This window comes from Pseudomonas sp. JAI120, assembly GCF_014207255.1.
Lineage (GTDB): Bacteria > Pseudomonadota > Gammaproteobacteria > Pseudomonadales > Pseudomonadaceae > Aquipseudomonas.
Genome location: NZ_JACHCZ010000003.1, coordinates 46318 through 69139 on the forward strand (window position 1 = coordinate 46318; position 22822 = coordinate 69139).

Genomic DNA, 22822 nt, shown 5'->3' on the forward strand with positions numbered 1-22822 from the left:
AGGTACAGGCGGTATCCTGTGCCGCTAATGGAGGCTTTTTCATGAAAATCTACAAAGTCGGCGGCGCCGTGCGTGACCGCTTGCTGGGCATCAAGGTCACTGATATCGACCGTGTGGTTGTCGGCGCCACTACCGAGCAGATGCTTGCCAAGGGCTTCAAACCGGTCGGCGCTGACTTCCCGGTGTTCCTGGACCCGAAGAACGGCGACGAATATGCCCTGGCCCGCACCGAGCGCAAAAGTGGTCGGGGTTATGGCGGGTTTGTATTTCACGCCAGCCCCGAGGTTACGCTGGAAGAAGACCTGATCCGTCGTGATCTGACCATCAACGCGATGGCCGAAGACGACGATGGCAATCTGACCGATCCTTACAATGGTCAGCGCGATCTCAAAGCACGCACTCTTCGTCACGTTTCCCCCGCGTTCGCCGAAGATCCCCTGCGAGTTCTCCGTGTTGCGCGCTTTTCTGCACGCTATGCGCACCTGGGTTTTACAGTGGCACCGGAAACGCTGGAGCTGATGCGGCAACTCGGCGAGTCCGGCGAATTGGAAGCCCTGACACCGGAGCGCAGCTGGAAAGAAATCTCCCGGGCGCTGATGGAAGATCAGCCCCAGGTGTTTATCCAGGTACTTCGGGACTGTAATGCGCTGAAGATCTTGATGCCGGAAGTGGACGCACTCTTTGGTGTGCCACAACCCGAGGCCCATCACCCCGAGATAGATACTGGCGTGCACACCTTGAGCGTGCTGGAACAAGCTGCCTTGCACAAACAGCCACTGACCGTGCGCTGGGCCTGCCTGCTGCACGACCTGGGCAAGGGCCTGACGCCTGTGGATAAGTTACCGCAGCACATTGCTCATGAGCATCGAGGCTTGAAGCTGATCAAGGCCGTCAATGAACGCTTCAAGGTGCCGAGGGATTGCCAGGAATTAGCGCTGTTGGCGGGCCAGTATCACACCCACGGTCATCGTGCGCTGGAGCTGAAAGCCTCGACGCTGCTGGAGTTGCTGCAAAGTTTTGACGTATACCGCAGGCCACAGCGCTTTGAGGAGTTTGTGGTCGCCTGCGAAATGGATGCCCGGGGCCGCAAGGGGCTGGAGCAAAGAAGTTATCCACAGGCGGATTACTTGCGCGGCGCGGCGAAGGCAGCGCGCGAGGTTGCCGTTGCGCCACTGCTCGAGAAAGGCTTCAAAGGCCCGGAGTTGGGCGAGGCACTCAAGCGCGAACGGCTCAATGCACTTAAAGCCTACAAGGAACAACACAAACCCTTGTAGGAGCCGAGCTTGCTCGCGAAGAGCGTCAACGATAACGCAGCGCTCTCAGTTTTTCGCGAGCAAGCGCGCCCCTACAAGAGCGAGTCCGGGGTGAGTTGCTGGCCCTGCCATTCAAACCCGACAGGCGCCAGCACCTGATCAATCTGAGCATCACTCCACAGCGCAGCCATCGTCTTGCCCGCTTCGGGGTGCAAGCGATCCGGTGCCATCATCGACAACGGCCACAACACAAAGGCATTTTTCAGGATCTCTGCCCGCGGCAGGATCAAACCATCGAAGTTGCCCACCAACTCGCCGTAAAGCAGCACGTCGATATCCAGCGGCAAGCCTTTGCGGTCCGGCGCATAGCGACCGTTTTCGGCCTCGATGAATTTCAACCGGCGATCCAACTCCATCAATGGCAGGTCGGTATAGGCCGACACCACCAGATTGAAGAACGGCCCGCTTTTGATGCCCACCGGTTGGCTTTCGAACACCGCCGAGCAGCGCATATCCGTCAGAAAACTCGCCAACGCGTCGAGCCCGGCGCACAGATGGAGCTCGCGCTCGATATTGCTACCGAGGCCAAGGTAAACCTGAGTCAGCGACATCCGCGCTCAATCTCCACGCCCACACCCTTGGCAGCCGGCACTGCGCCGGGCTTGGTCAGTTTGAGGTGCAGCCAGGGAATCTGGAACTCGCTCATCAGCACTTCGGCCAGGCGCTCGGCAAAGGTCTCCACCAGTTGGTACTGGGACTGCTCGGCAAAGGCCTGGATACGCGCGGACACGCTGGCGTAATCCAGCGCCAGGGTCAGGTCGTCGCCGGCCGCAGCCGGGCGGTTATCCCACGCGAAGCTCAGGTCCAGGCGCAGGCATTGGCGGATCCCGCGCTCCCAGTCGTAGGCCCCGATCACGGTGTCGACTTCCAGGCCTTCGATAAACACTCTGTCCAAGCTCTTCTCCGCAGCACGACAAGGGCGCGATGCCCCGTTAGAATCAGGGCGTCCTCGCCCGGAATAGTTAGCATGTTTTGGTCACTGGCGATTCTCGCCTACCTGCTCGGCTCGCTGTCCTTCGCCATTTTGCTCAGCCGCCTGACGGGAAATCCCGACCCGCGAATGAGTGGCTCTGGCAATGCCGGCGCCACCAATATGTTGCGCCTGGCCGGCAAGAAGCTCGCCGTACTGACGCTGCTGGGTGACGTGTGCAAGGGCCTGTTGCCCGTACTGATCGCCAACCTCGCCGGCCTTACCCTGCAACAGCAGGCCTGGGTGGGCGTGTGCGCCGTCCTCGGCCATCTGTTTCCCCTGTACTTCCGCTTTCGCGGCGGCAAAGGTGTCGCCACGGCAGCCGGCATGCTGCTGGGGATCTACCCGCCGGCGGCGTTGCTCGCCGTACTCGCCTGGCTATTGACGTTCTACCTGACCCGCACCAGCTCGCTGGCTGCGCTGATCGCCACACCGCTCACCCTGCCGTTGCTCGCCTGGCAGGAACCGGCGGCGCTGCTGCCGATGAGCGTGCTGACACTGCTGATCGTCTGGCGACACCGGGGCAATTTACGCGACCTGTTTGCCGGGCGCGAACGGCATTTTTAAATACCGTCAATGAGCACGGCTCACGTTGCGCATTTACAAGGGCGGCAACTGCTCCATCGGCCAGCGCGCCTGCACGCTGATCGCCAGGCTTTCGTGCTGCCCGGCCTGCAGGCGCTGACACCCGGCATAGGCGATCATCGCGCCATTGTCGGTGCAGAACTCAGGGCGGGCGTAGAACACATCTCCCTTCATATCACCGAGCATCTTTTCCAATGAGCTGCGCAACGCCTTGTTGGCGCTGACGCCACCAGCGATCACCAGGCGCTTCATGCCTGCCTGTTTCAGGGCGCGTTTGCACTTGATGGTCAAAGTCTCCACCACGGCCTGCTGGAACGCCAGCGCGATGTCGCAACGGGCTTGCTCACTGTCGTCCCCGGCGCTTACGCTGTGCTGCCAGGTATTCAGCGCGGAGGTTTTCAAGCCGCTGAAGCTGAACATCAGGCCAGGGCGATCGCACATCGGGCGCGGGAAGGTGTAGCGGCCGATAACGCCTTTTTCGGCGAGGCGGGCGATTTCCGGGCCGCCCGGATAATTGAGGCCCATCATCTTCGCAGTCTTATCGAAAGCTTCACCGGCGGCGTCATCCAAGGACTCGCCCAAAAGCGTGTATTGACCGATTCCGTCGACCTGAACCAGCTGCGTATGCCCGCCCGAAACCAACAAAGCGACGAACGGGAACTGCGGCGGGTTTTCTTCCAGCATCGGCGCCAGTAAATGGCCTTCCATATGGTGCACGCCGAGGGCCGGAATACCCCAGGCAAAAGCCAGCGCTTGGGCGCAAGAGGCGCCAACCAGAAGGGCTCCGACCAATCCGGGGCCCGCCGTATAGGCAATCGCATCGATCTCGGTCGGCACGCAACCGGACTCGTCCAACACCTGGCGAATCAACGGCAGCATACGTTTGACGTGATCACGACTGGCCAGCTCCGGCACAACGCCGCCATAGGCCCGATGCAAGTCGATCTGACTGAACAGTGCATCGGCCAAAAGCCCGCGTTCACTGTCGTAAAGTGCGACACCGGTTTCGTCGCAGGAGGTTTCAAGTCCCAGTACTAGCATGGGTTTGCGCCTTGTAGAGGCTGAATTCGAAGCCGCGCATAATAGTCGCCACTCCCCCTCCCGACTAGCGGTTTTCGATCAGAGGCTTTGCATTCCTGCCAATGAGGGGTTAACATCCGCAACCCTTAAAAACCGACGACCTCAGCCGCGAATTTTTTGCGACGAGAACGTTGATTCCCGGTAATGAAAGAAGGTAGCTCTGGATGCCAGCCGTCAAAGTAAAAGAGAACGAACCCTTCGACGTAGCTCTGCGTCGTTTCAAGCGCTCCTGCGAAAAAGCCGGTGTTCTGGCTGAAGTTCGTAGCCGCGAATTTTATGAGAAGCCAACTTCTGAGCGTAAGCGTAAAGCAGCAGCCGCTGTTAAGCGTCACGCCAAGAAAGTTCAGCGCGAACAGCGCCGCGCCGTTCGTCTGTACTAATACACAGACGTTCGTAGCAAGCTTCTGCCAAGCCCGGCCCTCAGCCGGGCTGTTGGCATTTGCGGATATCGCTTGATGCTTCATCGTTGAGGCCGCACACGCGACTGATACACCTGCTTCAAACGTCAGGACTGGCTCTTTTGCCAGCGGTGCACGTCTCTTCTGACGAGCCTAACAAGGCTACTGACGAGCACACTCATTTATAAGCAGGCGATCAACTGTATCGACTGTGCCCACCGATGAGCATCCGAGGCCACCATTGGTCAACGCCGGACTCCAGGGCAACATTTCTACGCCGAAAAACTGATTGAAACTAACGTCAGTGATTGTTCGGCAGATACACTTCCTGACAGCCCAAGCAGACGATCGATGGTCGAGCCATTCGATACGTGCACTTGAGCACTTCACGGGCACTCATTTACACGCAGTGATGACGAGAACGCCATGGCCGGGCTGATTCCCCAGAGCTTTATTGACGACCTTCTGAACCGCACCGACATCGTCGATGTTGTCAGCTCACGCGTGCAATTGAAGAAAGCCGGCAAAAACTACACAGCCTGCTGCCCGTTCCACAAGGAAAAGACCCCGTCATTCAGCGTCAGCCCCGACAAGCAGTTCTATTACTGCTTCGGCTGCGGCGCAGGCGGCAACGCCCTCGGCTTCCTGATGGACCACGACAACCTGGACTTCCCCCAGGCGATCGAGGACCTGGCGAAAGCCGCCGGCATGGAAGTCCCCCGCGAAGAAAGTGGCCGCCCACATAAACCACGGCAGCCCACCGACTCGCCGCTGTACCCGCTGCTGACTGCCGCTGCCGACTTTTACCGTCAGGCACTTAAAAGCCATCCGCAGCGAAAGGCCGCCGTCGACTACCTGAAGGGGCGCGGCCTGACCGGCGAAATCGCCCGCGACTTCGGCCTCGGCTTCGCTCCACCCGGGTGGGACAATCTGTACAAACACCTGAGCAGCGACACCCTGCAGCAAAAAGCCATGATCGACGCCGGCCTCCTGGTTGAGAACGCCGAGACCGGCAAGCGCTACGACCGCTTCCGCGACCGTGTGATGTTCCCGATCCGCGACAGCCGTGGCCGCATCATCGCCTTCGGCGGCCGGGTGCTGGGGGATGACAAGCCCAAGTACCTGAACTCCCCGGAAACCCCGGTATTCCACAAGGGCCAGGAACTCTACGGCCTGTTCGAAGCGCGCAAGAACAATCGAAACCTCGATGAAATCATCGTGGTTGAAGGCTATATGGACGTGATCGCCCTGGCCCAGCAAGGTCTGCGCAACGCTGTGGCCACCCTAGGTACCGCCACCAGCGAAGAACACTTGAAGCGCCTGTTTCGTGTAGTACCCAGCGTGCTGTTCTGTTTCGACGGTGACCAGGCCGGCCGCAACGCCGCCTGGCGCGCACTCGAAGCCACGCTGCCGAGCCTGCAAGACGGGCGCCGCGCGCGCTTCCTGTTCCTGCCCGAAGGTGAAGACCCGGATACCCTGGTGCGCTCGGAAGGCACCGACGCATTCCGCGCACGCATCAATCAACACGCGCAGCCGCTGGCGGATTATTTCTTCCAGCAACTGACCGAGGAGGCCGACCCGCGCTCCCTCGAAGGCAAGGCGCATATGGCCACCCTTGCGGCGCCATTGATCGACAAGGTTCCAGGCGCGAACCTGCGCACCCTGATGCGCCAACGCCTGCTGGAAATTACAGGGCTGAGTGGCGAAGCCGTCAGCCAGCTGGTACACAGCGCACCGCAGGACGCGCCACCTGCCTACGACCCAGGCATGGATTATGACGCCATGCCGGACTATGCCGACTTCCATCAACCCCAGGATGCGTACGCGCCCCAACAGGAATGGACGCCGAAGAAACCCGGTGCCGGCGGCAAGAAATGGGATAAGAAACCCTGGAGCAAGAATGGCAAACGCGGCGATCGCGATGAGGGTTACGCCCCGCGTACGCCGGTCGCTGTAGAAGCGCCTACATTGATTGCCCTGCGCACGCTTATCCACCACCCGCAATTAGCGAGCAAGGTCGAAAGCGCTGACCATTTTGCCAACGCGAGCAATACCTACGCTCAGGTGCTCATCGCACTGATCGAGGCCGTGCAGAAAAATCCTAAGCTAAACTCCATTCAGCTGATGGCTCGCTGGCATGGCACAGAACAGGGTCGTCTGTTGAAGGCACTCGCGGAAAAGGAGTGGCTAATTGACGGCGATAACCTTGAACAACAGTTTTTAGACACCATTACTAGGTTATCCGCGGGTCAGCACACGCAGACCCTCGATGAACTCATCAAGAGAGCAAGACAGCCGGGATTATCGGCTGAAGAGCAAATTCAGATAGCAAAACAGATGCGCGACCTCTTAAAACAGAATGTTTCCGCATCAAACCCGACCTCAGCTGGCGTGTGAGGTCATAGCTCGGGTATAATCCTCGGCTTGTTTTTTGCCCGCCAAGACCTTCAGTGGATAGGGTGTTATGTCCGGAAAAGCGCAACAGCAGTCTCGTATCAAAGAGTTGATCACCCTTGGTCGTGAGCAGAAGTATCTGACTTACGCAGAGGTCAACGATCACCTGCCTGAGGATATTTCAGATCCTGAGCAGGTGGAAGACATCATCCGCATGATTAATGACATGGGGATCCCCGTACACGAGAGTGCTCCGGATGCGGACGCCCTTATGTTGGCCGACGCCGATACCGACGAGGCAGCCGCTGAAGAAGCCGCTGCCGCGTTGGCCGCGGTGGAGACCGACATCGGTCGCACGACTGACCCAGTGCGCATGTATATGCGTGAAATGGGTACCGTCGAGTTGCTGACGCGCGAAGGCGAGATCGAAATCGCCAAGCGTATCGAAGAGGGTATCCGTGAAGTGATGGGCGCAATCGCGCACTTCCCTGGCACGGTTGACCACATTCTCTCCGAGTACACTCGCGTCACCACCGAAGGTGGCCGCCTGTCCGACGTCCTGAGCGGTTATATCGACCCGGACGACGGCATCGCGCCGCCTGCTGCCGAAGTACCGCCGCCTGTCGATGCCAAAGCCGCGAAAGCGGACGATGACACCGAAGACGACGAGGCTGAAGCCAGCACCGACGACGAAGACGAAGTCGAAAGCGGCCCAGACCCGATCATTGCTGCCCAGCGTTTCGGCGCGGTTTCCGATCAAATGGAAATCACCCGCAAGGCCCTGAAAAAGCACGGTCGCTCCAACAAGCTGGCAATTGCCGAGCTGTTGGCGCTGGCAGAGCTGTTCATGCCGATCAAGCTGGTACCGAAGCAGTTCGAAGGCCTGGTGGAACGTGTTCGTAGCGCCCTTGAGCGTCTGCGTGCACAAGAGCGTGCGATCATGCAGCTCTGTGTCCGTGATGCGCGCATGCCGCGTACCGACTTCCTGCGCCAGTTCCCGGGCCACGAAGTTGACGAAAGCTGGAGCGACGCTCTGGCCAAAGGCAAGGCGAAGTACGCTGAAGCCATTGGTCGCTTGCAGCCGGACATCATCCGTTGCCAGCAGAAGCTGACCGCACTTGAGACCGAAACCGGTCTGACGATTGCCGAGATCAAGGACATCAACCGTCGCATGTCGATCGGTGAGGCCAAGGCCCGCCGCGCGAAGAAAGAGATGGTTGAAGCGAACTTGCGTCTGGTGATCTCCATCGCCAAGAAGTACACCAACCGTGGCCTGCAATTCCTCGATCTGATTCAGGAAGGCAACATCGGCTTGATGAAGGCTGTGGACAAGTTCGAATACCGTCGCGGCTACAAATTCTCGACTTATGCCACCTGGTGGATCCGTCAGGCGATCACCCGCTCGATCGCCGACCAGGCCCGCACCATCCGTATTCCGGTGCACATGATCGAGACGATCAACAAGCTCAACCGTATTTCCCGGCAGATGTTGCAGGAAATGGGTCGCGAACCGACCCCGGAAGAGCTGGGCGAACGCATGGAAATGCCTGAGGATAAAATCCGCAAGGTATTGAAGATCGCTAAAGAGCCGATCTCCATGGAAACCCCGATCGGTGATGACGAAGACTCCCACCTGGGTGACTTCATCGAAGACTCGACCATGCAGTCGCCAATCGATGTCGCCACTGTTGAGAGCCTTAAAGAAGCGACCCGCGACGTACTGTCCGGCCTCACTGCCCGTGAAGCCAAGGTACTGCGCATGCGTTTCGGCATCGACATGAATACCGACCACACCCTTGAGGAAGTCGGTAAGCAGTTTGATGTGACCCGCGAGCGGATCCGTCAGATCGAAGCTAAGGCGTTGCGCAAGTTGCGCCACCCGACGCGAAGCGAGCATCTGCGCTCCTTCCTCGACGAGTGACACCAGAACCCCCGGCCCAGGCCGGGGGTTTTGCTTTGTATCGATAAAATTCCCCGCTACGCCCCTCCCCCGCAATGCCCGTCTACACTCGAAACATTCCCCGTGCCATAACGAGACCGTTATGCCCAGATTGCCGACTGTGTTACTCCTGTCGCTGCTGACCTGGACCGCAACGGCTGACGCGTTGACTCTTAGCGATGATGAGCGCGGCTGGCTGGCGGACCATCAGGAGTTGCGCGTGGGCGTGGACGCCTCCTGGCCACCCTTCGAATACCGTGATGAAGATGGCCGCTACCAAGGCTTGGCGGCGGATTACGTTCGCCTGATCCAGGAACGCCTGGGTGCCAGGATCAAACTGATCGAGCCGGTCAATTGGAGTGCCTTGCTGGAGCAGGCACGCCACAACCAACTCGACCTGCTGCCGGGCATCATGTCTACCCCCGAGCGCCAGGGCTTTATGGCATTCACACGGCCTTACCTGGACTTCCCCATTGTCATCCTTGCCCATGAAGGCGGCGCCCGACCACGCAACCTCAATGATCTTTATGGGTTGAAGATTGCCGTGGTGGAAAATTATGCGCCCCATGAACTGCTACGCACCCACCATCCAGATATCAACCTGGTGGCCATGCCAAATGTCAGTTCGACGCTGCAGGCCTTGGCCACCGACGAAGTCGACGCCGTGGTAGGCGACCTCGCATCGAGCGTCTGGAGCCTGCGCCAGCTCAAGCTTGATGGCCTGTACGTAAGTGGCGAAACGCCATACCGCTATCAATTGGCGATGGGGGCACCACGCGACAACAAAATACTGGTGGGCATCCTGGACAAGGTTCTTGCTGACCTCAGCCCGGCCGAAACCGAAGCCATCCAGCAACGCTGGGTGGGCAGCCTCACCGACCACCGTACGTTCTGGACCGACCTGCTGATGTACGGCTTGCCCGCTGTGCTGTTGTTGAGCACCGTATTGGCCATCGTCATTCGGATCAATCGCCGGCTCAGCTCGGAAATTTCCCGCCGTGTCGCCCTTGAACAGGAACTGCGCAGCAGCGAATACCACTATCGCGGCCTGGTGGAGAGCTTGTCCGCCATCGCCTGGGAAGCCAGCGTTACCGATTTCACCTACAGCTATGTATCACCTCATGCAGAGGAACTACTCGGCTATCCACGCGCCCACTGGCTGATTCCAGGCTTCTGGCGCAACATCATTCACCCCGCCGACCTGCTCCGTACAGAAACGTACTGCTACCGCGAAACCCGTGCCAACCGCGATCACAGCGTTGATTATCGCGTGATCACCGCCGACGGCCGCTGCCTGTGGGTGCGTGACATTGTCAGCCTCATCGAGCACGGCCATGAGCCGGTGCTGCGGGGCTTGATGATCGACATCAGCGAAGCCAAACGCACTGAAGAGGCGCTGCAGCTTTCCGAGCAAAAGTTTGCTTCCGTGTTTCAACAATGCCCGGACATCCTGGTGATCGCGCGGCTGTCCGATGGCTGCCTGCTGGAGGTCAATAAAGCGTTTGAGGATCAAGTAGGCCTGAAGGCCGCAGACGTGATCGGAAAAACCGCCACCGCCCTGAATATCTGGGACATCCCAGGCATTGGCCCGGACCTGTTGCAACGGGTGCAGACCACCAGCATTCGCAACCTGGAAATGCCTTTTCTGCGTAGCAACGGCCAGGCCTTTACCGGGCTGGTTTCCGCCGAGCCGTTTCAACTCGACACCACGGAAGCCATCGTGGTGGTGGTACGTGACATCACCCAGCTCAAGGAAACCCAGCAGCAACTGCAAACCTCCGAGGAAAAATTCGCCAAGGCCTTCCATGCCTCTCCCGACGGCTTGCTGTTGAGCCGCCAGAGTGATGGCCTGCTGATTGAAGTGAACGATGGTTTCAGTCGCATCACCGGCTTCGCCAGTGCGACATCCATCGACCAATCAACCCTGGACCTGGGCATCTGGGTCGACCTCAACGAACGCAAACACATGCTGGAATTGATGCAGCGAGACGGGTTTGTGCGTGATTTCATCTGCCATATACGGCGCAGCGACGGCCAGATTCGACTGTGTGAAGTCTCCAGCCGCCCACTGCCAATCGCCGGTGAAGAGTGCATGCTCACCATCGCCCGGGACATCACCGAGCGCCAGTTGATGCAGGAAAAGCTGCAACAGGCCGCGACGGTATTCGAGAGTACCGCCGAGGGCGTATTGATCACCGATACCCGCCAGAACATCAGCGCCGTCAACCGCGCCTTCAGCGAAATCACCGGCTACAGCGAAACCGAAGCCCTTGGCCAGACACCGCGCCTGCTCGCCTCCGGCCTGCATGACAGCGCCTTCTACGCCGCAATGTGGCACCAGCTGACGGCCCAAGGTCATTGGCAGGGCGAGATCTCCAACCGCCGCAAGAACGGCGAGTTGTACCCCAGTTGGCTGACCATCAGCGCCGTGCGCAACCGCGATCAGTTGATCACGCATTTTGTCGCGGTGTTTGCCGACATCTCCAGCCTCAAGCTGGCCCAGGCGCGCCTCGACTATCAGGCGCACCACGACCCACTGACCGGCCTGCCGAACCGCACGCTGTTTGAAAGTCGGTTGCAGGCGGCCCTCAACGGCCATCAGGAAACCGGTAAACAAGGCGCGGTGCTGTTTCTCGACCTGGACCGCTTCAAACACATCAACGACAGCCTCGGCCACCCGATCGGCGACCTGCTGCTCAAAGACATCGCCGTACGCCTCAAGGAGCAATTGCGCGACATCGACACCGTCGCGCGCCTGGGCGGCGATGAGTTCATCATCCTGCTACCCGGCCTGCAACACGCCAGCGATGCCGAGCAACTGGCCAACAAGCTGCTGGCCTGCTTCACCCCACCGTTCCAGGCCGGCGAACACGAATTCTTCATCAGCGCCAGCATCGGCACCAGCCTGTACCCCCAGGACGGCACCGACGTCGCTACGCTGGTCAAGAACGCCGACGCCGCGATGTACCGTTCCAAGGCCAAGGGCCGTAACCGGGTCGAAAGCTACACCCGCGACCTGACAGCCCAGGCTAATGAGCGCGTGGCCCTGGAGCACGAACTGCGGCGTGCGATCGAACGTGATGAGTTGAGCCTGTATTACCAACCAAAACTGAGCCTGGTGACGCAAGAATTGATCGGCGCCGAAGCCTTGATCCGCTGGCACCACCCCACCTTTGGCGATGTCCCGCCCGAACACTTTATCGCCCTGGCCGAAGAGAACGGCACGATCCTGCAGATTGGCGACTGGGTCCTGGAGCAGGCCTGCCTGCAAGTGCACGCCTGGCAGACCCGCTTTGATGACTTCGGCCCGCTATCGGTCAACCTCGCCGGCGCGCAATTGCGCCACCCTGGTTTACTGGATCGCATCGAACAGCTATTGCGCGACTACAGTCTCGAACCGGGCTGCCTGCAACTGGAGATCACTGAGAACTTCATCATGAGCCAGGCCGAAGAAGCGCTGGCAGTCCTGCACCAACTCAAGCGCCTGGGCGTACAACTGGCGATCGACGATTTCGGCACCGGCTATTCGTCCCTCAGCTATCTCAAGCGCCTGCCGCTGGATTTCCTGAAGATCGACCAATCCTTCGTCCGCGGCCTACCCGACGACCCCCACGACGCCGCCATCGTGCGCGCCATCATCGCCCTGGGCCACAGCATGCAATTCACCATCATCGCAGAAGGCGTGGAGACCCCCGCGCAGCAAGCCTTCCTGGCCGCTGAAGGCTGCGAACAGATGCAGGGCTACATCGTCAGCCTGCCGCTACCGCCCGAGCTTTTTGCCGCTACCTTCCTTCGCAGGAGCATTGAGGATTTTTCGGATAGCACAGTGGAGAAACCATCGTTATAATCCGCGACCTGTTACAGGGCCTATAGCTCAGTTGGTCAGAGCAGAGGACTCATAATCCTTTGGTCCACGGTTCAAGTCCGTGTGGGCCCACCATATAAACCAAGGGCTGCAGCAATGCTGCAGTTTCGAGAGGGTGTTTTGGAATGCCTCCGAGGTACAGTTTCGGTACAGTCCGTGCCGATGTCTTCGGAGAACAGCATGGCAACTCTCGCAAAAACCCCATCAGGAACCTGGAAAGCGGTCATCCGAAAAGTCGGATGGCCGACAGCGTCCAAAACGTTTCGCACCAAACGCGATGCAGAGGATTGGTCACGTCGAACCGAAGACGAGATGGTCAGAGGTGTCTACATCCAGCGCAGCGGATCAGAGCGGATGACCCTAGAAGCGGCGCTGAAGCGTTATCTGTCTGAGGTCACTCCTACCAAAAAGCCTTCTACTCAGAATGGCGAAGCAAGCAAGGCAAAAAAGCTCACTACCGAGCTGGGCAAATACTCCCTTGCAGCCCTCTCCAGCGAAATCATCGCAGCCTACCGTGACAAGCGACTGTCTCAGCCCGCAGCCCGCAAGCGCACATTGACCAGCAACAACACCGTTCGGCTTGAGTTGGCGCTCTTGGGACATCTTTACTCAACGGCAATCAAAGAATGGGGGCTCGGCCTCACATTCAATCCAGTTGCGAGCATTCGGAAGCCCAAGCCTGGAAAGGGTCGAGAGCGGCGTTTTGTAGGGGACGAAGGGGACCGGCTTCTAGGTGCTGCTGATGCGCATAGCAACCCTATGCTCGGATGGATGGCGCGAATCGCCGTGGAAACGACCATGCGCTCATCTGAGATTGCCACGCTTACGCTCTCCCAAGTGGATCTCAAAAAACGGGTCGTCCACCTTCCGGATACCAAAAATAATACCCATCGAACCGTGCCACTCAATAAGCGTGCGACAGATGCAATGCATGCGGCGGTAGACAATCCTCTCAGGCCAAAGGACTGCCAACTTATCTTCTTCGGTGAACCTGGCAGAGATGGTAAGCGTAGGCCTTATGCGTTCAACAAAGTCTGGGCAACGCTGAGGAAGCCGCTCGGGATGACGGATTTTCGCTTTCATGATTTGAGGCACGAGGCCGTCAGCCGACTTGTCGAATCTGGCCTATCCGACCAAGAAGTTTCAGCAATCAGCGGCCACAAATCCATGCAAATGCTTAAGCGCTACACTCACTTACGCGCGGAGGATCTGGTCGAGCGGCTGGATAGCATAGCCAAAGACTAGATTTAAATAGGGTAGAAAAGATTCTGCATGCGAAAACTTTTCTATCCTTTCCTCCCCTGCACTGATACGGAAATCTCTATCCACAGCGCGATGTTTTTTTGAGCGCCCCCCCCATTTGCCAACTTTCTGCGATTAATTCCCCAAGGCAGTTTTCAAAGTCAGAAAATGGGGCAGTCCCTTTCCACTATTTAGTCATCAACCTAAAGCGTGGATACCTAGATGACTGCTAGTAACGCCCGTTTTGAGCAACAGCTCATTGACCGATACGGCCCCTTATTAACAAAGAAGCAGCTGGCAGAGCTGCTACACAGAAGTGAAAAGGGACTGGACTACACCATTGCGCATCCGGGCGAAAGCGAGTTCGCTGCCTCTCTACATGCCATGAAGCTTCGGCTTGGCCGCCTGATCTACTTCCGAGCGGCTGATGTTGCAAATTTGCTGGCTGGAGGTGAGTGATGCCAATCGACATTAGGTCAGCGTTCCTCACCCAACCTCCGGCATTGGACTATGTGTTCGGCAGCTTCGTAGCTGGGACCGTCGGCGCCCTCGTGGCACCAGGTGGAACAGGCAAAAGCTTCTGGGCTCTGCAGGCAGCAATCGCGGTGGCCTGTCATGTACCCCAAGGAAACCTTCTTGGAATCGATCTTCCCTCGAATGGTCCAGTGGTATATCTCGCCCTGGAAGATATGGAGCAGGTACTTGCTCACCGGATCCACGCCATCGGTCAATGCATACGGAAGCAATCGAAACATTCGGAAGATGCCGCTGAGGCCATAGATTCCATAGCAGGGAACCTGACGATCGAACCGATGATGGGCAAACGGCTGGATGTCATGACCAATGAAGGCCTGGAAGCGGTCTTGAAGCTCCAAGAGGCCCCCCGATTAATCGTCCTCGACACCGTAAGTCGCATTCATTGCCTAGATGAGAACAGCAACAGTGACATGTCTCTTTTGATCTCGCGACTGGAAGAACTAGCCATAAAAAGCGGCGCAGCAGTACTCTTCATTCATCATGTGAGTAAAGCCAGCAGACGGGATGGTCAACTCGATCAGTACTCATCTCGCGGAGCTTCAGCATTGATTGATAATGGTCGATGGTGTGGATATCTAACGCAAATGACGGAGGACGAAGCCAAGCGCCTGACTGAAGACTCCCACCTTTCACCCCCCCTGACTGGACTGCAGAGCCAGTATGTTCGCCTAGGCGAAAACAAGCTTAATTATGGGTCTGCCGTACTTGAGCAGCATTGGTATAAACGTTCGGACGGCGGCGTGCTGATACCGGCCCAGATCAGGCGAACGACAATTATGAGGCCTCGAAAAGGACGGGAGGCGGCAAATGCGCTCTGATATTCGTGGCAAGGACGCCATATACACAATTTTAGACCCGGCACTGGCTGCTGCTTCGCTATTCCGGGCTTATAAATACGGTGAGCGACCGGTCGGGCTCGCAGTAGAACACAGGCACGACAACACACATTTCTTGTTCACCTGCTATGAGTGGCTGGATGTTCGAGATCAATCAATCCTTCTGGCAATCGTGGGCTTAGCCGGACTTGGCCGCGATCTACTAGGAGCAGAAAGTGACTCTTTAATAACCCGGCGGCTTTGGTCAGAACTGCATCCCTTACGGGATGCACTAGGGGGTAGTGCTTTATTGCTCACTACTACGTGCTACCAACTGTTGACGGCAGCCAATCTCCCCACTCGTGCCGGCGATTACGGTCGCCTTAAAGACTCGCTTTATAGGCTTTCTCAGGTTGGCTGCAGAGCTAGAAGGGATGGATATGATTGGTCTATGCGCTTACTCAGCGTCGATACGGCACCGAATGGAGAAGTCCTCATTGCGCTCAATTCTCGATTCGTACAAGCGTTATTTGACGGACAGTATGTGAAAGTATGCCTAAAGGAGCGCAGGATGTTGGACGGTGATCCCGCTAAGCTTCTGCATGCGTGGTTATCGGCCACTGTCCATGAAAACAGTGAGTGCTACTGGACGGGCTTAGATACTGTGTCTCAAAGAATCTGGGGCCCTATGAGCGACAATTCAGCAACAAAGAGATGGCGTCGCGCACAGAGTCGCAAAGCACTAGTCGAAATTAGCGAAATTGGCTGGCGCGTCAAATTTCGCGGCGAGGGCATACGATCCCATTTTCGAATTTATCGACCTCGAATCAAATCCGACTGACGCGTTTTCACCAACAATATATCGCGCTTTCACCAACAGTCTATCGCGCTTTCACCAACGTAAAAAAATAGGTACGTCGCTGGAGAGCCTTTAAAATCAAGGCCTCCAGACCAACCAATATTTTGCTTACTAGGAGATCTCTAAGAGATCCCTATACGCCGGCCCCTCGTTAGACGAGGCCCGGCCTTGCGAGCTCATTAATCACTACATAAAGCACCGGTTCCGAAGCCCCGTCGCCCTGCTGTTTTTTCTAATCAGAGGCTTTTGATTCTTCTGTTGATGCGGTATTGACTTGAAAGCCTGGGGCGCCATGACGCTGCGACTTGGAAACAAGGAGGCCTGGACGTCGACGACGTCGACATTACGCTCAACGCAGGTAGGTGTCGGTGATCTCTGGACGGAAATGCCCTAACTCCTGGGAGACAATAGCTTTTGCGCGCTGTACCTCACCTAGTGCAGCTTGAACCTCGCGGTTTCTATCCTGAGCATATGAATGTCTTAAACCATGCGCTCCGTTGCTAAAGCCCAGTGCAGAGTTACTCGCGCGCGAGAAAGATTGAGACCACGATTGCCCACCCGCTATATCGTAGAAGCTTTTGTAATGAATTCGACGATCTATGACAATGACAGGCGCATCTAGGCCGGCGAGCTTCGAGTTGTACAACCAAGTTCTTTGGCAAGCTTACTTCGCGAATAAGCCCCCCTTTTCCTACCACGGTATACCTGACACCTTCTCGAAACTTTCCTGGGTCCGCAGGGCGATCGTCCATAGCCCTTTCGGATGCCGGGAGTAGTGTCAGTAGTTCGTGAGCTCTCAGGCCCGCTGTAGCAGCTAACTCGGTGCTAAGGGCATTACGCGCGGTCTGATGAGAAAGAATTCTTTGCACTTGTTCTGCAGTATAATTTCGACTACTTAGGTTCTGTGGCTTCTCTGCCTGAATTACACTCAAACGCTGCTTATCACTTAGCCTTCCAAGTTGGCGTAATACAGCCTGAAGAGCCTGCCGGTCTCTGTCTAAAGTTTTTTGACCTACTTCTCTGGAGCGCTCATACAGATAAGCTTTAGCTGCCTTCGGAGTAAGCTCGTGTAATGCTCCTCGTCCTGCCCCACGAAGCCATTGTGCGGCCAATTTAAGGCTAGCCTCGTAACTGTGCGAAGTGCCAAGCCCCGAGACAAGCCCGGAGTTGTACATTGCCTTACTAAGGATCTTTGCTTGAGTGGAGGGCTTGGCAAATGTTCTCTTTTCTCTAGAGCGAGGACTTTTGATTTTTTTGCTCACTAATCACCCGCAACATTCTGACGATAGAGCTCAAAGACGTTTCCACTCCTTGGGCCCGCAGTTCTATAAGAATTTGCTCAGCACCAAAGCCCCTGACATATCGATAATTCTCGATTAGACCAATATATTTACTCAAGTGTCGACGATAGGTTCGTCGCTGTAAGCTCGCGTCTACGTCGTTTCTGTAGCGTTTGAAATCGGAGTCTGAAAGGGAAAGTGACTGCTGCCTCTGAGTACTTAGTGATCTATGGATTGATCTGGAAATTGCTGAAAGACAGACCTTTACCCTACGCTGCTCAAGCAGCCAACGTTGAATCATCACCAATGTATAGCGCTGTATCCGCAGAGATAAAATTTCTTCGTGATGCCCGTTGAGCTTACTATTCATAAATCTTTAGATCTCGCTGTAAGTTACAGCAACCACTTTAAAGACTTAAATTTCAGCTGCAACCCAAATGGGGCGCTTGAAATTCAAGTATGTGGTTCCGACATCCAGCGGATGCCTAGCCCCTTTTTTTTGCAGTGTCGGACTTATCAGATGCAGATACCGAAGTACCGCAACGATGCGCTTTCGCACTCTCACTGTTTGCTTCGCTGTCTAATCGACAGAGTCGAAGGGTTGACCCCTTGCCAGGTTTTCGCGCCTGATACAACTCAATTTATTGTCAGAGTTAGACAGTGATGAATCTGATGCACGGCCGAAGCAAAACACCGCATCAAGCCTAATACAACGCCTTGAGGTGATGGCTAATCAACTCAGGATGACCAAGCGAGCAGATTGAATTAGCAAACTGATGCTTGGGAAGCGAGGTAACGGGCAGCAATAGCTGCCGCATAACCCCGCACCTCTCACACAGACTGAATTAGCAGTCTAGAAAGAACGCACGAAATAGCGTGACATCCCGTGAGGAGAACTCGCATAGCTAGTTCGGGTGCAATTTGATCTTGCTATCGACGCTAGTTAAGGTCAATAGCAAATACTGAATGTCACATCGATTTTGCTTTTGATCGCGGGACGCGGCTCTGTTCATGGTGTTGAGCGTAGCGAAGCACCCTGACAGAGCCGCGTGCTTCGCACGCAGCAGCGCATAGAGCGCTGCACGTTCAGCCTAAGCTGAACGAACTGAGATTTTGATGACACCGTATTTCACGAACCATTCTGATTAATCGCTGACTAGCAGCGGGACTGAATTCGGATGGCCTGTTTTGACTTTGAGGTTTTCGAATTTTACTTCAGAGTGAAACTCCTTAAGGACAGGTGAGGAGTTATCGTGAAGGTGCTTAATACTGAGATGAGTCCATCCAGGCTGGCGACGTTAGTAATTTTGGTTGTGGGATTCACGGTGCTGGAAAATTATGTGTATACAGCCGCTGGCCTCATATGGGCAGCACTTGTTTTCGTGACTGGAACCGTAGCGATTTTTATTACCGTACCTAAAAAGATTTTCTCAAGTATCGAGGCTTGACGCATGGGCGAGTTTGGTAATTTTGGGTGGTTATTTCAGAGCGGTCTTGACGCAATGATTTCATCGTTAATTTCGATGGGAACAAAGAATGCTGAGCTTGCTGAAATAGTTCGCCAGCTCGCCAGGGCTGTGCCTTATATTTCATTATCTTGGATTATTTGGAATCTGGTGCGAGGCAGGCCCACCAGTATGCCTTTCGGGATTTTTATCACATCGCTGTTCGTATTTATCGCTTTGCAGCCTGAAACCGTGACCTTCCCTGGTCGTGCCAGCATGGAAATGACAAAAGGACAATCATTTACACTTAAAGTAGTTCTCCCTACATATGAAAAGCTCGTACAGGTGTATCGAACTAAAGATAACGACCAATCAGCACTAATGATTGCCGATCTCACCGAGCGGGAAATTACCCCTTTCATGGGAAGTGATTTGGCTAAGCTCATAAAGGATTACAAAGTATATTGCGAGCCAAGTCCTAACGATGACAGTAGCGTTCCAGAAACTACTTGGCAAGCTATAGGGCTTCGAGGTGGTGGTGCGCTCGGAGTACCGGACTCTCAAGTTTCTATACTTAGTAGTGCCACTGCCGATAAGGTGTCAGGCCTGACTTTTTCGTGGTTTCCACAAATTCGACAAGCTCTAACTTTAATTGATACTTATAAGGCAAGCGAACGGAGGTCCGCAGGAAAAGCTGCGCTAGAAAAGTTAAGTAGTGATAAGTGGCCAACTGGAAAAAGATACTTGCTACCTAATGAATCAGGATGGAAGTCTAGACTATCAGGCGGCGTTGACGAGCCGGCAGGCTACCTGAACCCGTGGGAAATTGCCGATGGTTCGCTTTCTGATCCGGCGTTGTTAGCAGAGCCATCAGGTGTAAATAACAGATATTTAGTTCCGGAAAACTGCTATGAGGCTTATCAGGCTGCGCAAGCAGGTGCTGAAGAGGGATATAGGGCAGTGGGAGACCGTATTCGACCTTCTAATTTAGCACCTGATACAGAGCCATCTGTTATCGCAGGGGTTAGAGCTTGGTCAGATGTTGTCAATAAAAGCCTAGGATCTCTTTATTCCGGTTCTGATGGCTCGTCTTTTGGTTCAAAGGTTCGCGAAAATGCATCTGAGGCGATTGGGGCACTCAATGAAGCAAACGGTGCACTTGCAACATTAGATCTAGCGGCAAAGCTTCCATGGTTTGTCTATTTAACAGCAATGGGACAAGCTGCTCTTATTCATATATTCCCGCTGGTAGCGCTTTTGGCATGTGTCTTTGGTATTGAAATATTGCTCTATTGGATACGGCTGCTTGCATTTACATATCTATCATTGTTTTTTGCTGAAGGTATTCTTTATTTAGTTGCTAGCCAATTAGCCAGCATTAGTTTTATACAAGCTGCAACCGCTATTAATAGCTCTGGTACGCCAATGGAAATTAATGGTATGCGCGGAGTTTTAGCCGGTGGCGCCGGATTCGTTATTCTGGTCGCGACATGGGCTGCTGCAGCGCTTTTGAGAGTTCAATCGCTACCAAAAACAGACAGTGCTGCCAGCTTCACCCAATTAGGAAGTATCGCTGCATCTGTCGCGGGCTCAGTAGTCGGCGGACTTTCTAAGATGTCGGCAATCAAGAGCGCCGGTCTAAAGCAAGAGCTACTCCGCGCAAAGATCCAACAAGCACAAAAAACCTTGGGCTCGCCTGGGTCACCAGGTGGCTCCCCTAGCAGGGCTGATATGCCGCCGCCTTCACGGCAAAGCCGCGAGTCTGCCGGTCAACGTCTTTCTCGGCCAAGCTCTGCCGATCGATCAGAAGGTCAGCAGAAAAATCGGACCACTCGTGGCGAGCGTGCCGAAAAGCGTCGGTCACCGCTCAACCCTCCGGACAATCAGTAGTGCGAAGCACACGCAGCGTCGTTGTGGACGTGGTTCTGGCACGCGAGTCCTCATGCTTCGATGCAGACTCGCCCCTGCTTGAGTGCACCCAAATGAGCCTTACATTCGATTATTACCTAACGGCCACGTACTGCGAAAACTGGGACAACCCGGTCGACCTCAGGTACCTGTTTGATGGCCTCGCCCCTTGGCCGGGATTGGTATGGGTCATGCGTGGGGATCAGTATTTTCTGTCGCCCCAACTGAGCGGAATAGGCGCTTATGAGTGGGATGAAACGACCCCCATCGAGATTCGGCTTTTTGAGACGCCATCACTGGACGCTTTGACCTGGTATCTGGTGACTGCGGAGCTAAATCGACGAAACGGCTTTGATGACCGAATGGCGGAAATCCATGAGGTACAGCTGCAACACTTGATCAATGAGCTGCCAGTTGCGACGGTGCCTTACGTAGGGAGAGCTTGAAAAATGGCCTATCACAGGGTTGTCGTTGCGTGGGTGATCTCCGCGATCGCGTTACTTCCGATGACTGTTGCGTTGCTCCCTCAGGCGTCCTATAGCACTGCCCACAAAGCTTATCTGGCACTTCTGATCATCGCGACCATATCAGCAATATACGCAACGCACCGTACCCATCAGTGCACGCTTAGAAAGCGTTTCTGCTGGGTGTTGTGGGGGATCGTGGTCGCATTTCTCTGGACTTGGTATTGATGAAAAAGGAGCACCCTTTGAAGCAACGGTGGAAGGTACTTTGTGTGGCCGCTTGTTGTGGCTTGGGGTTGACCCCTTGGGAAAAAATCCCAGAACTGATTTCGTCAGAGGTGAGTGGGTACTACATCAGCGACGGCGGATTGAGTACCGGTTATAAAGTGCTCAAGATCGACGGATCAGGAGACGGGAAAATGTACTCGTACGATGCGATGCACCACGGGATCCTGAACGCCTACCCCTTCAAGTATTCATCCACTTTTCTGACTATCACTCTCGACTTTGCGGGTGGGGGCCAGGCAGTCCTTTCTGAAGGATGGTTGGGACTGGAAGGCCGTCTCCATTGCTCGAGAGGAAGCTGTGGTGGGCTAGGAACGGTTAGCCGCGTGGGTGAAAGCGAGACGGATCTTCCTGAAGCATTTCAGCGCGCCCTATCAAAAATCAATTATTGATATATCAGTATTTATTTATTGATATTTTTTAGCTGATTGATATCATCGAGTCCGCAGCGCTTCAGGGTAGTAGAAGGGTAAAATCCAATAAACTCTGCTGCTGGTGATAGGGGGGAAGACCTACGGGCTGCCCCCCTGCTCCATTTCTGATGCGTGGTCTATGTCCTTAATTTTCGAAGCAGATCTACGGCGATACCTTGCTGCCGGCCTAGTGCATGACATCTCGGTCTTGCACACCCGCGACGGATGGTCGCTGCGTATTCAATTAGGGTCTGAGTTTGTGTCACTGCGCCGCCAGCGCGGCGGCGAGCGGACTTTTAAGAGTCTCGACAAGCTGGCGGTCTTTCTGACTGAGCTGGGGCTTGAGCAATTAATTGTCCAGCTGAGGAATCCAAGCGATCAGCCTTTGAAGGCTTCTGTCACGCAGTGAGACCGTAGAGGATGACCGCTAAGGTCAATTTTCAGGAGATAGTCAGATGTGGAAAAAATGTGGTTGTCTCATCGGGCTGTGTGTCGCCCTGAGTGGTTGTGGCAATCCGTTTGAGGGTAGCTATCGAGCCATGCAAGGCGTGATAGGACCACTGGTAGCCATCGATATTAAAGGCAGTAAGGCCACAGTAGTGAAGGTCGATCCTTTTCAGAAAAAGATCCTGAGTGAACAAACCTGGGAGGCAAAAAACAAAGGCGAAAAACTGCTTTTGACTGATCTTAAAGGCAAGACATTTGCTTTCAATCGATCAGTTGATGAGAAAGGGCTGGATTGCCTGAATTGTGGTTTCGGCACAGGAATGCCTGACTCTTGGCAGCAATTTGATCCAGACAAGTAAATGTGACTCACGTAGCGGTTCCAAGATGCCGAGAATAGGCTAAAACGCCTGAAGCTCTGCGCATGCGTGTCGGTTGCTCTAGACCTGCTTGGCGATAGTGCTGGTGACTTTTCAGATGCTTCTATTGAAGCCAAGCCCGCTAGGACGAGGCTTACAGGGCAATTATAGTCAGCAAGATAATTTAGGATATTTGGGAATGGCTAAACGTCCACTTATGGCCGACT

At 55.4% G+C, this 22822-nt stretch carries 19 protein-coding genes and 1 tRNA gene; 17 read left to right on the plus strand and 3 right to left on the minus strand.

What is annotated here, in order from left to right; translation table 11 throughout:
• Positions 1 to 41: 41 nt before the first annotated feature.
• The gene (locus HDC32_RS17750; protein WP_131699120.1) at positions 42 to 1274 is read left to right on the plus strand and encodes a multifunctional CCA addition/repair protein; all 1233 of its coding nucleotides are present in this window, start codon (positions 42 to 44) and stop codon (positions 1272 to 1274) included.
• Positions 1275 to 1345: 71 nt separating this feature from the next.
• Here the strand turns inward: HDC32_RS17750 and folK are convergent, their stop codons facing one another.
• On the minus strand, positions 1346 to 1864 hold the full coding sequence (gene folK, locus HDC32_RS17755) for a 2-amino-4-hydroxy-6-hydroxymethyldihydropteridine diphosphokinase (protein ID WP_184744973.1): 519 nt from the start codon (positions 1862 to 1864) through the stop codon (positions 1346 to 1348).
• Positions 1855 to 2208, minus strand: a complete 354-nt coding sequence (folB, locus tag HDC32_RS17760) for a dihydroneopterin aldolase (protein WP_015886183.1) — start codon at positions 2206 to 2208, stop codon at positions 1855 to 1857. Before folB ends, folK begins: the two co-directional genes overlap by 10 nt.
• A gap of 72 nt (positions 2209 to 2280) precedes the next feature.
• Between folB and plsY the strand changes: the two genes are divergently transcribed.
• Positions 2281 to 2850 (plus strand): glycerol-3-phosphate 1-O-acyltransferase PlsY, encoded by a 570-nt coding sequence (plsY, locus tag HDC32_RS17765; RefSeq protein ID WP_053131126.1) that lies wholly within the window; start codon positions 2281 to 2283, stop codon positions 2848 to 2850.
• A gap of 33 nt (positions 2851 to 2883) precedes the next feature.
• On the opposite strand, the gene tsaD is transcribed toward plsY, so the two are convergent.
• A complete protein-coding gene (gene tsaD / locus HDC32_RS17770; RefSeq protein WP_184744975.1) occupies positions 2884 to 3909 on the minus strand; it encodes a tRNA (adenosine(37)-N6)-threonylcarbamoyltransferase complex transferase subunit TsaD in 1026 nt (341 codons plus the stop codon).
• A gap of 203 nt (positions 3910 to 4112) precedes the next feature.
• Between tsaD and rpsU the strand changes: the two genes are divergently transcribed.
• The 15 genes from rpsU to HDC32_RS17845 all read left to right on the plus strand — a co-directional run bounded on the left by rpsU (position 4113) and on the right by HDC32_RS17845 (position 22598).
• Entirely contained in the window at positions 4113 to 4328 is a 216-nt protein-coding gene (gene rpsU / locus HDC32_RS17775; RefSeq protein WP_002551877.1) for a 30S ribosomal protein S21, read from the plus strand.
• Between the two features lie 444 nt (positions 4329 to 4772).
• Positions 4773 to 6743 carry a DNA primase gene (dnaG, locus tag HDC32_RS17780; RefSeq protein ID WP_184744977.1) on the plus strand — a complete coding sequence of 657 codons (1971 nt, stop codon included), beginning with the start codon at positions 4773 to 4775 and terminating at the stop codon, positions 6741 to 6743.
• A 67-nt stretch (positions 6744 to 6810) separates the two neighbouring features.
• Positions 6811 to 8661 (plus strand): RNA polymerase sigma factor RpoD, encoded by a 1851-nt coding sequence (gene rpoD / locus HDC32_RS17785; protein ID WP_065925398.1) that lies wholly within the window; start codon positions 6811 to 6813, stop codon positions 8659 to 8661.
• 121 nt (positions 8662 to 8782) lie between these two features.
• Positions 8783 to 12526 carry a bifunctional diguanylate cyclase/phosphodiesterase gene (locus tag HDC32_RS17790; RefSeq protein WP_184744979.1) on the plus strand — a complete coding sequence of 1248 codons (3744 nt, stop codon included), beginning with the start codon at positions 8783 to 8785 and terminating at the stop codon, positions 12524 to 12526.
• Positions 12527 to 12542: 16 nt separating this feature from the next.
• Positions 12543 to 12619 (plus strand) — tRNA-Ile (locus HDC32_RS17795).
• Between the two features lie 105 nt (positions 12620 to 12724).
• Positions 12725 to 13789: a site-specific integrase gene (locus HDC32_RS17800; RefSeq protein WP_184744981.1), complete on the plus strand. Its 1065-nt coding sequence runs from the start codon at positions 12725 to 12727 to the stop codon at positions 13787 to 13789.
• Positions 13790 to 14008: 219 nt separating this feature from the next.
• On the plus strand, positions 14009 to 14245 hold the full coding sequence (locus HDC32_RS17805; RefSeq protein WP_184744984.1) for a hypothetical protein: 237 nt from the start codon (positions 14009 to 14011) through the stop codon (positions 14243 to 14245).
• A complete protein-coding gene (locus tag HDC32_RS17810; RefSeq protein WP_184744986.1) occupies positions 14245 to 15141 on the plus strand; it encodes a helicase RepA family protein in 897 nt (298 codons plus the stop codon). The genes HDC32_RS17805 and HDC32_RS17810 overlap by 1 nt, the downstream gene beginning before the upstream one ends.
• Positions 15131 to 15979 carry a replication protein C, IncQ-type gene (repC, locus tag HDC32_RS32490; RefSeq protein WP_184744988.1) on the plus strand — a complete coding sequence of 283 codons (849 nt, stop codon included), beginning with the start codon at positions 15131 to 15133 and terminating at the stop codon, positions 15977 to 15979. The genes HDC32_RS17810 and repC overlap by 11 nt, the downstream gene beginning before the upstream one ends.
• Before the next feature lie 2551 nt (positions 15980 to 18530).
• Positions 18531 to 18725 (plus strand): hypothetical protein, encoded by a 195-nt coding sequence (locus HDC32_RS17820; protein WP_184744990.1) that lies wholly within the window; start codon positions 18531 to 18533, stop codon positions 18723 to 18725.
• Positions 18726 to 18728: 3 nt separating this feature from the next.
• A complete protein-coding gene (locus tag HDC32_RS17825; RefSeq protein ID WP_184744992.1) occupies positions 18729 to 20612 on the plus strand; it encodes a hypothetical protein in 1884 nt (627 codons plus the stop codon).
• Positions 20613 to 20704: 92 nt separating this feature from the next.
• Positions 20705 to 21076, plus strand: a complete 372-nt coding sequence (locus HDC32_RS17830; protein WP_068588503.1) for a hypothetical protein — start codon at positions 20705 to 20707, stop codon at positions 21074 to 21076.
• Positions 21077 to 21321: 245 nt separating this feature from the next.
• Positions 21322 to 21771, plus strand: a complete 450-nt coding sequence (locus tag HDC32_RS17835; RefSeq protein ID WP_184744994.1) for a hypothetical protein — start codon at positions 21322 to 21324, stop codon at positions 21769 to 21771.
• 160 nt (positions 21772 to 21931) lie between these two features.
• The gene (locus HDC32_RS17840; RefSeq protein WP_184744996.1) at positions 21932 to 22201 is read left to right on the plus strand and encodes a hypothetical protein; all 270 of its coding nucleotides are present in this window, start codon (positions 21932 to 21934) and stop codon (positions 22199 to 22201) included.
• Positions 22202 to 22247: 46 nt separating this feature from the next.
• Complete coding sequence (locus tag HDC32_RS17845) at positions 22248 to 22598, plus strand: hypothetical protein (RefSeq protein WP_184744998.1); 351 nt, start codon at positions 22248 to 22250, stop codon at positions 22596 to 22598.
• Positions 22599 to 22822: the final 224 nt, after the last annotated feature.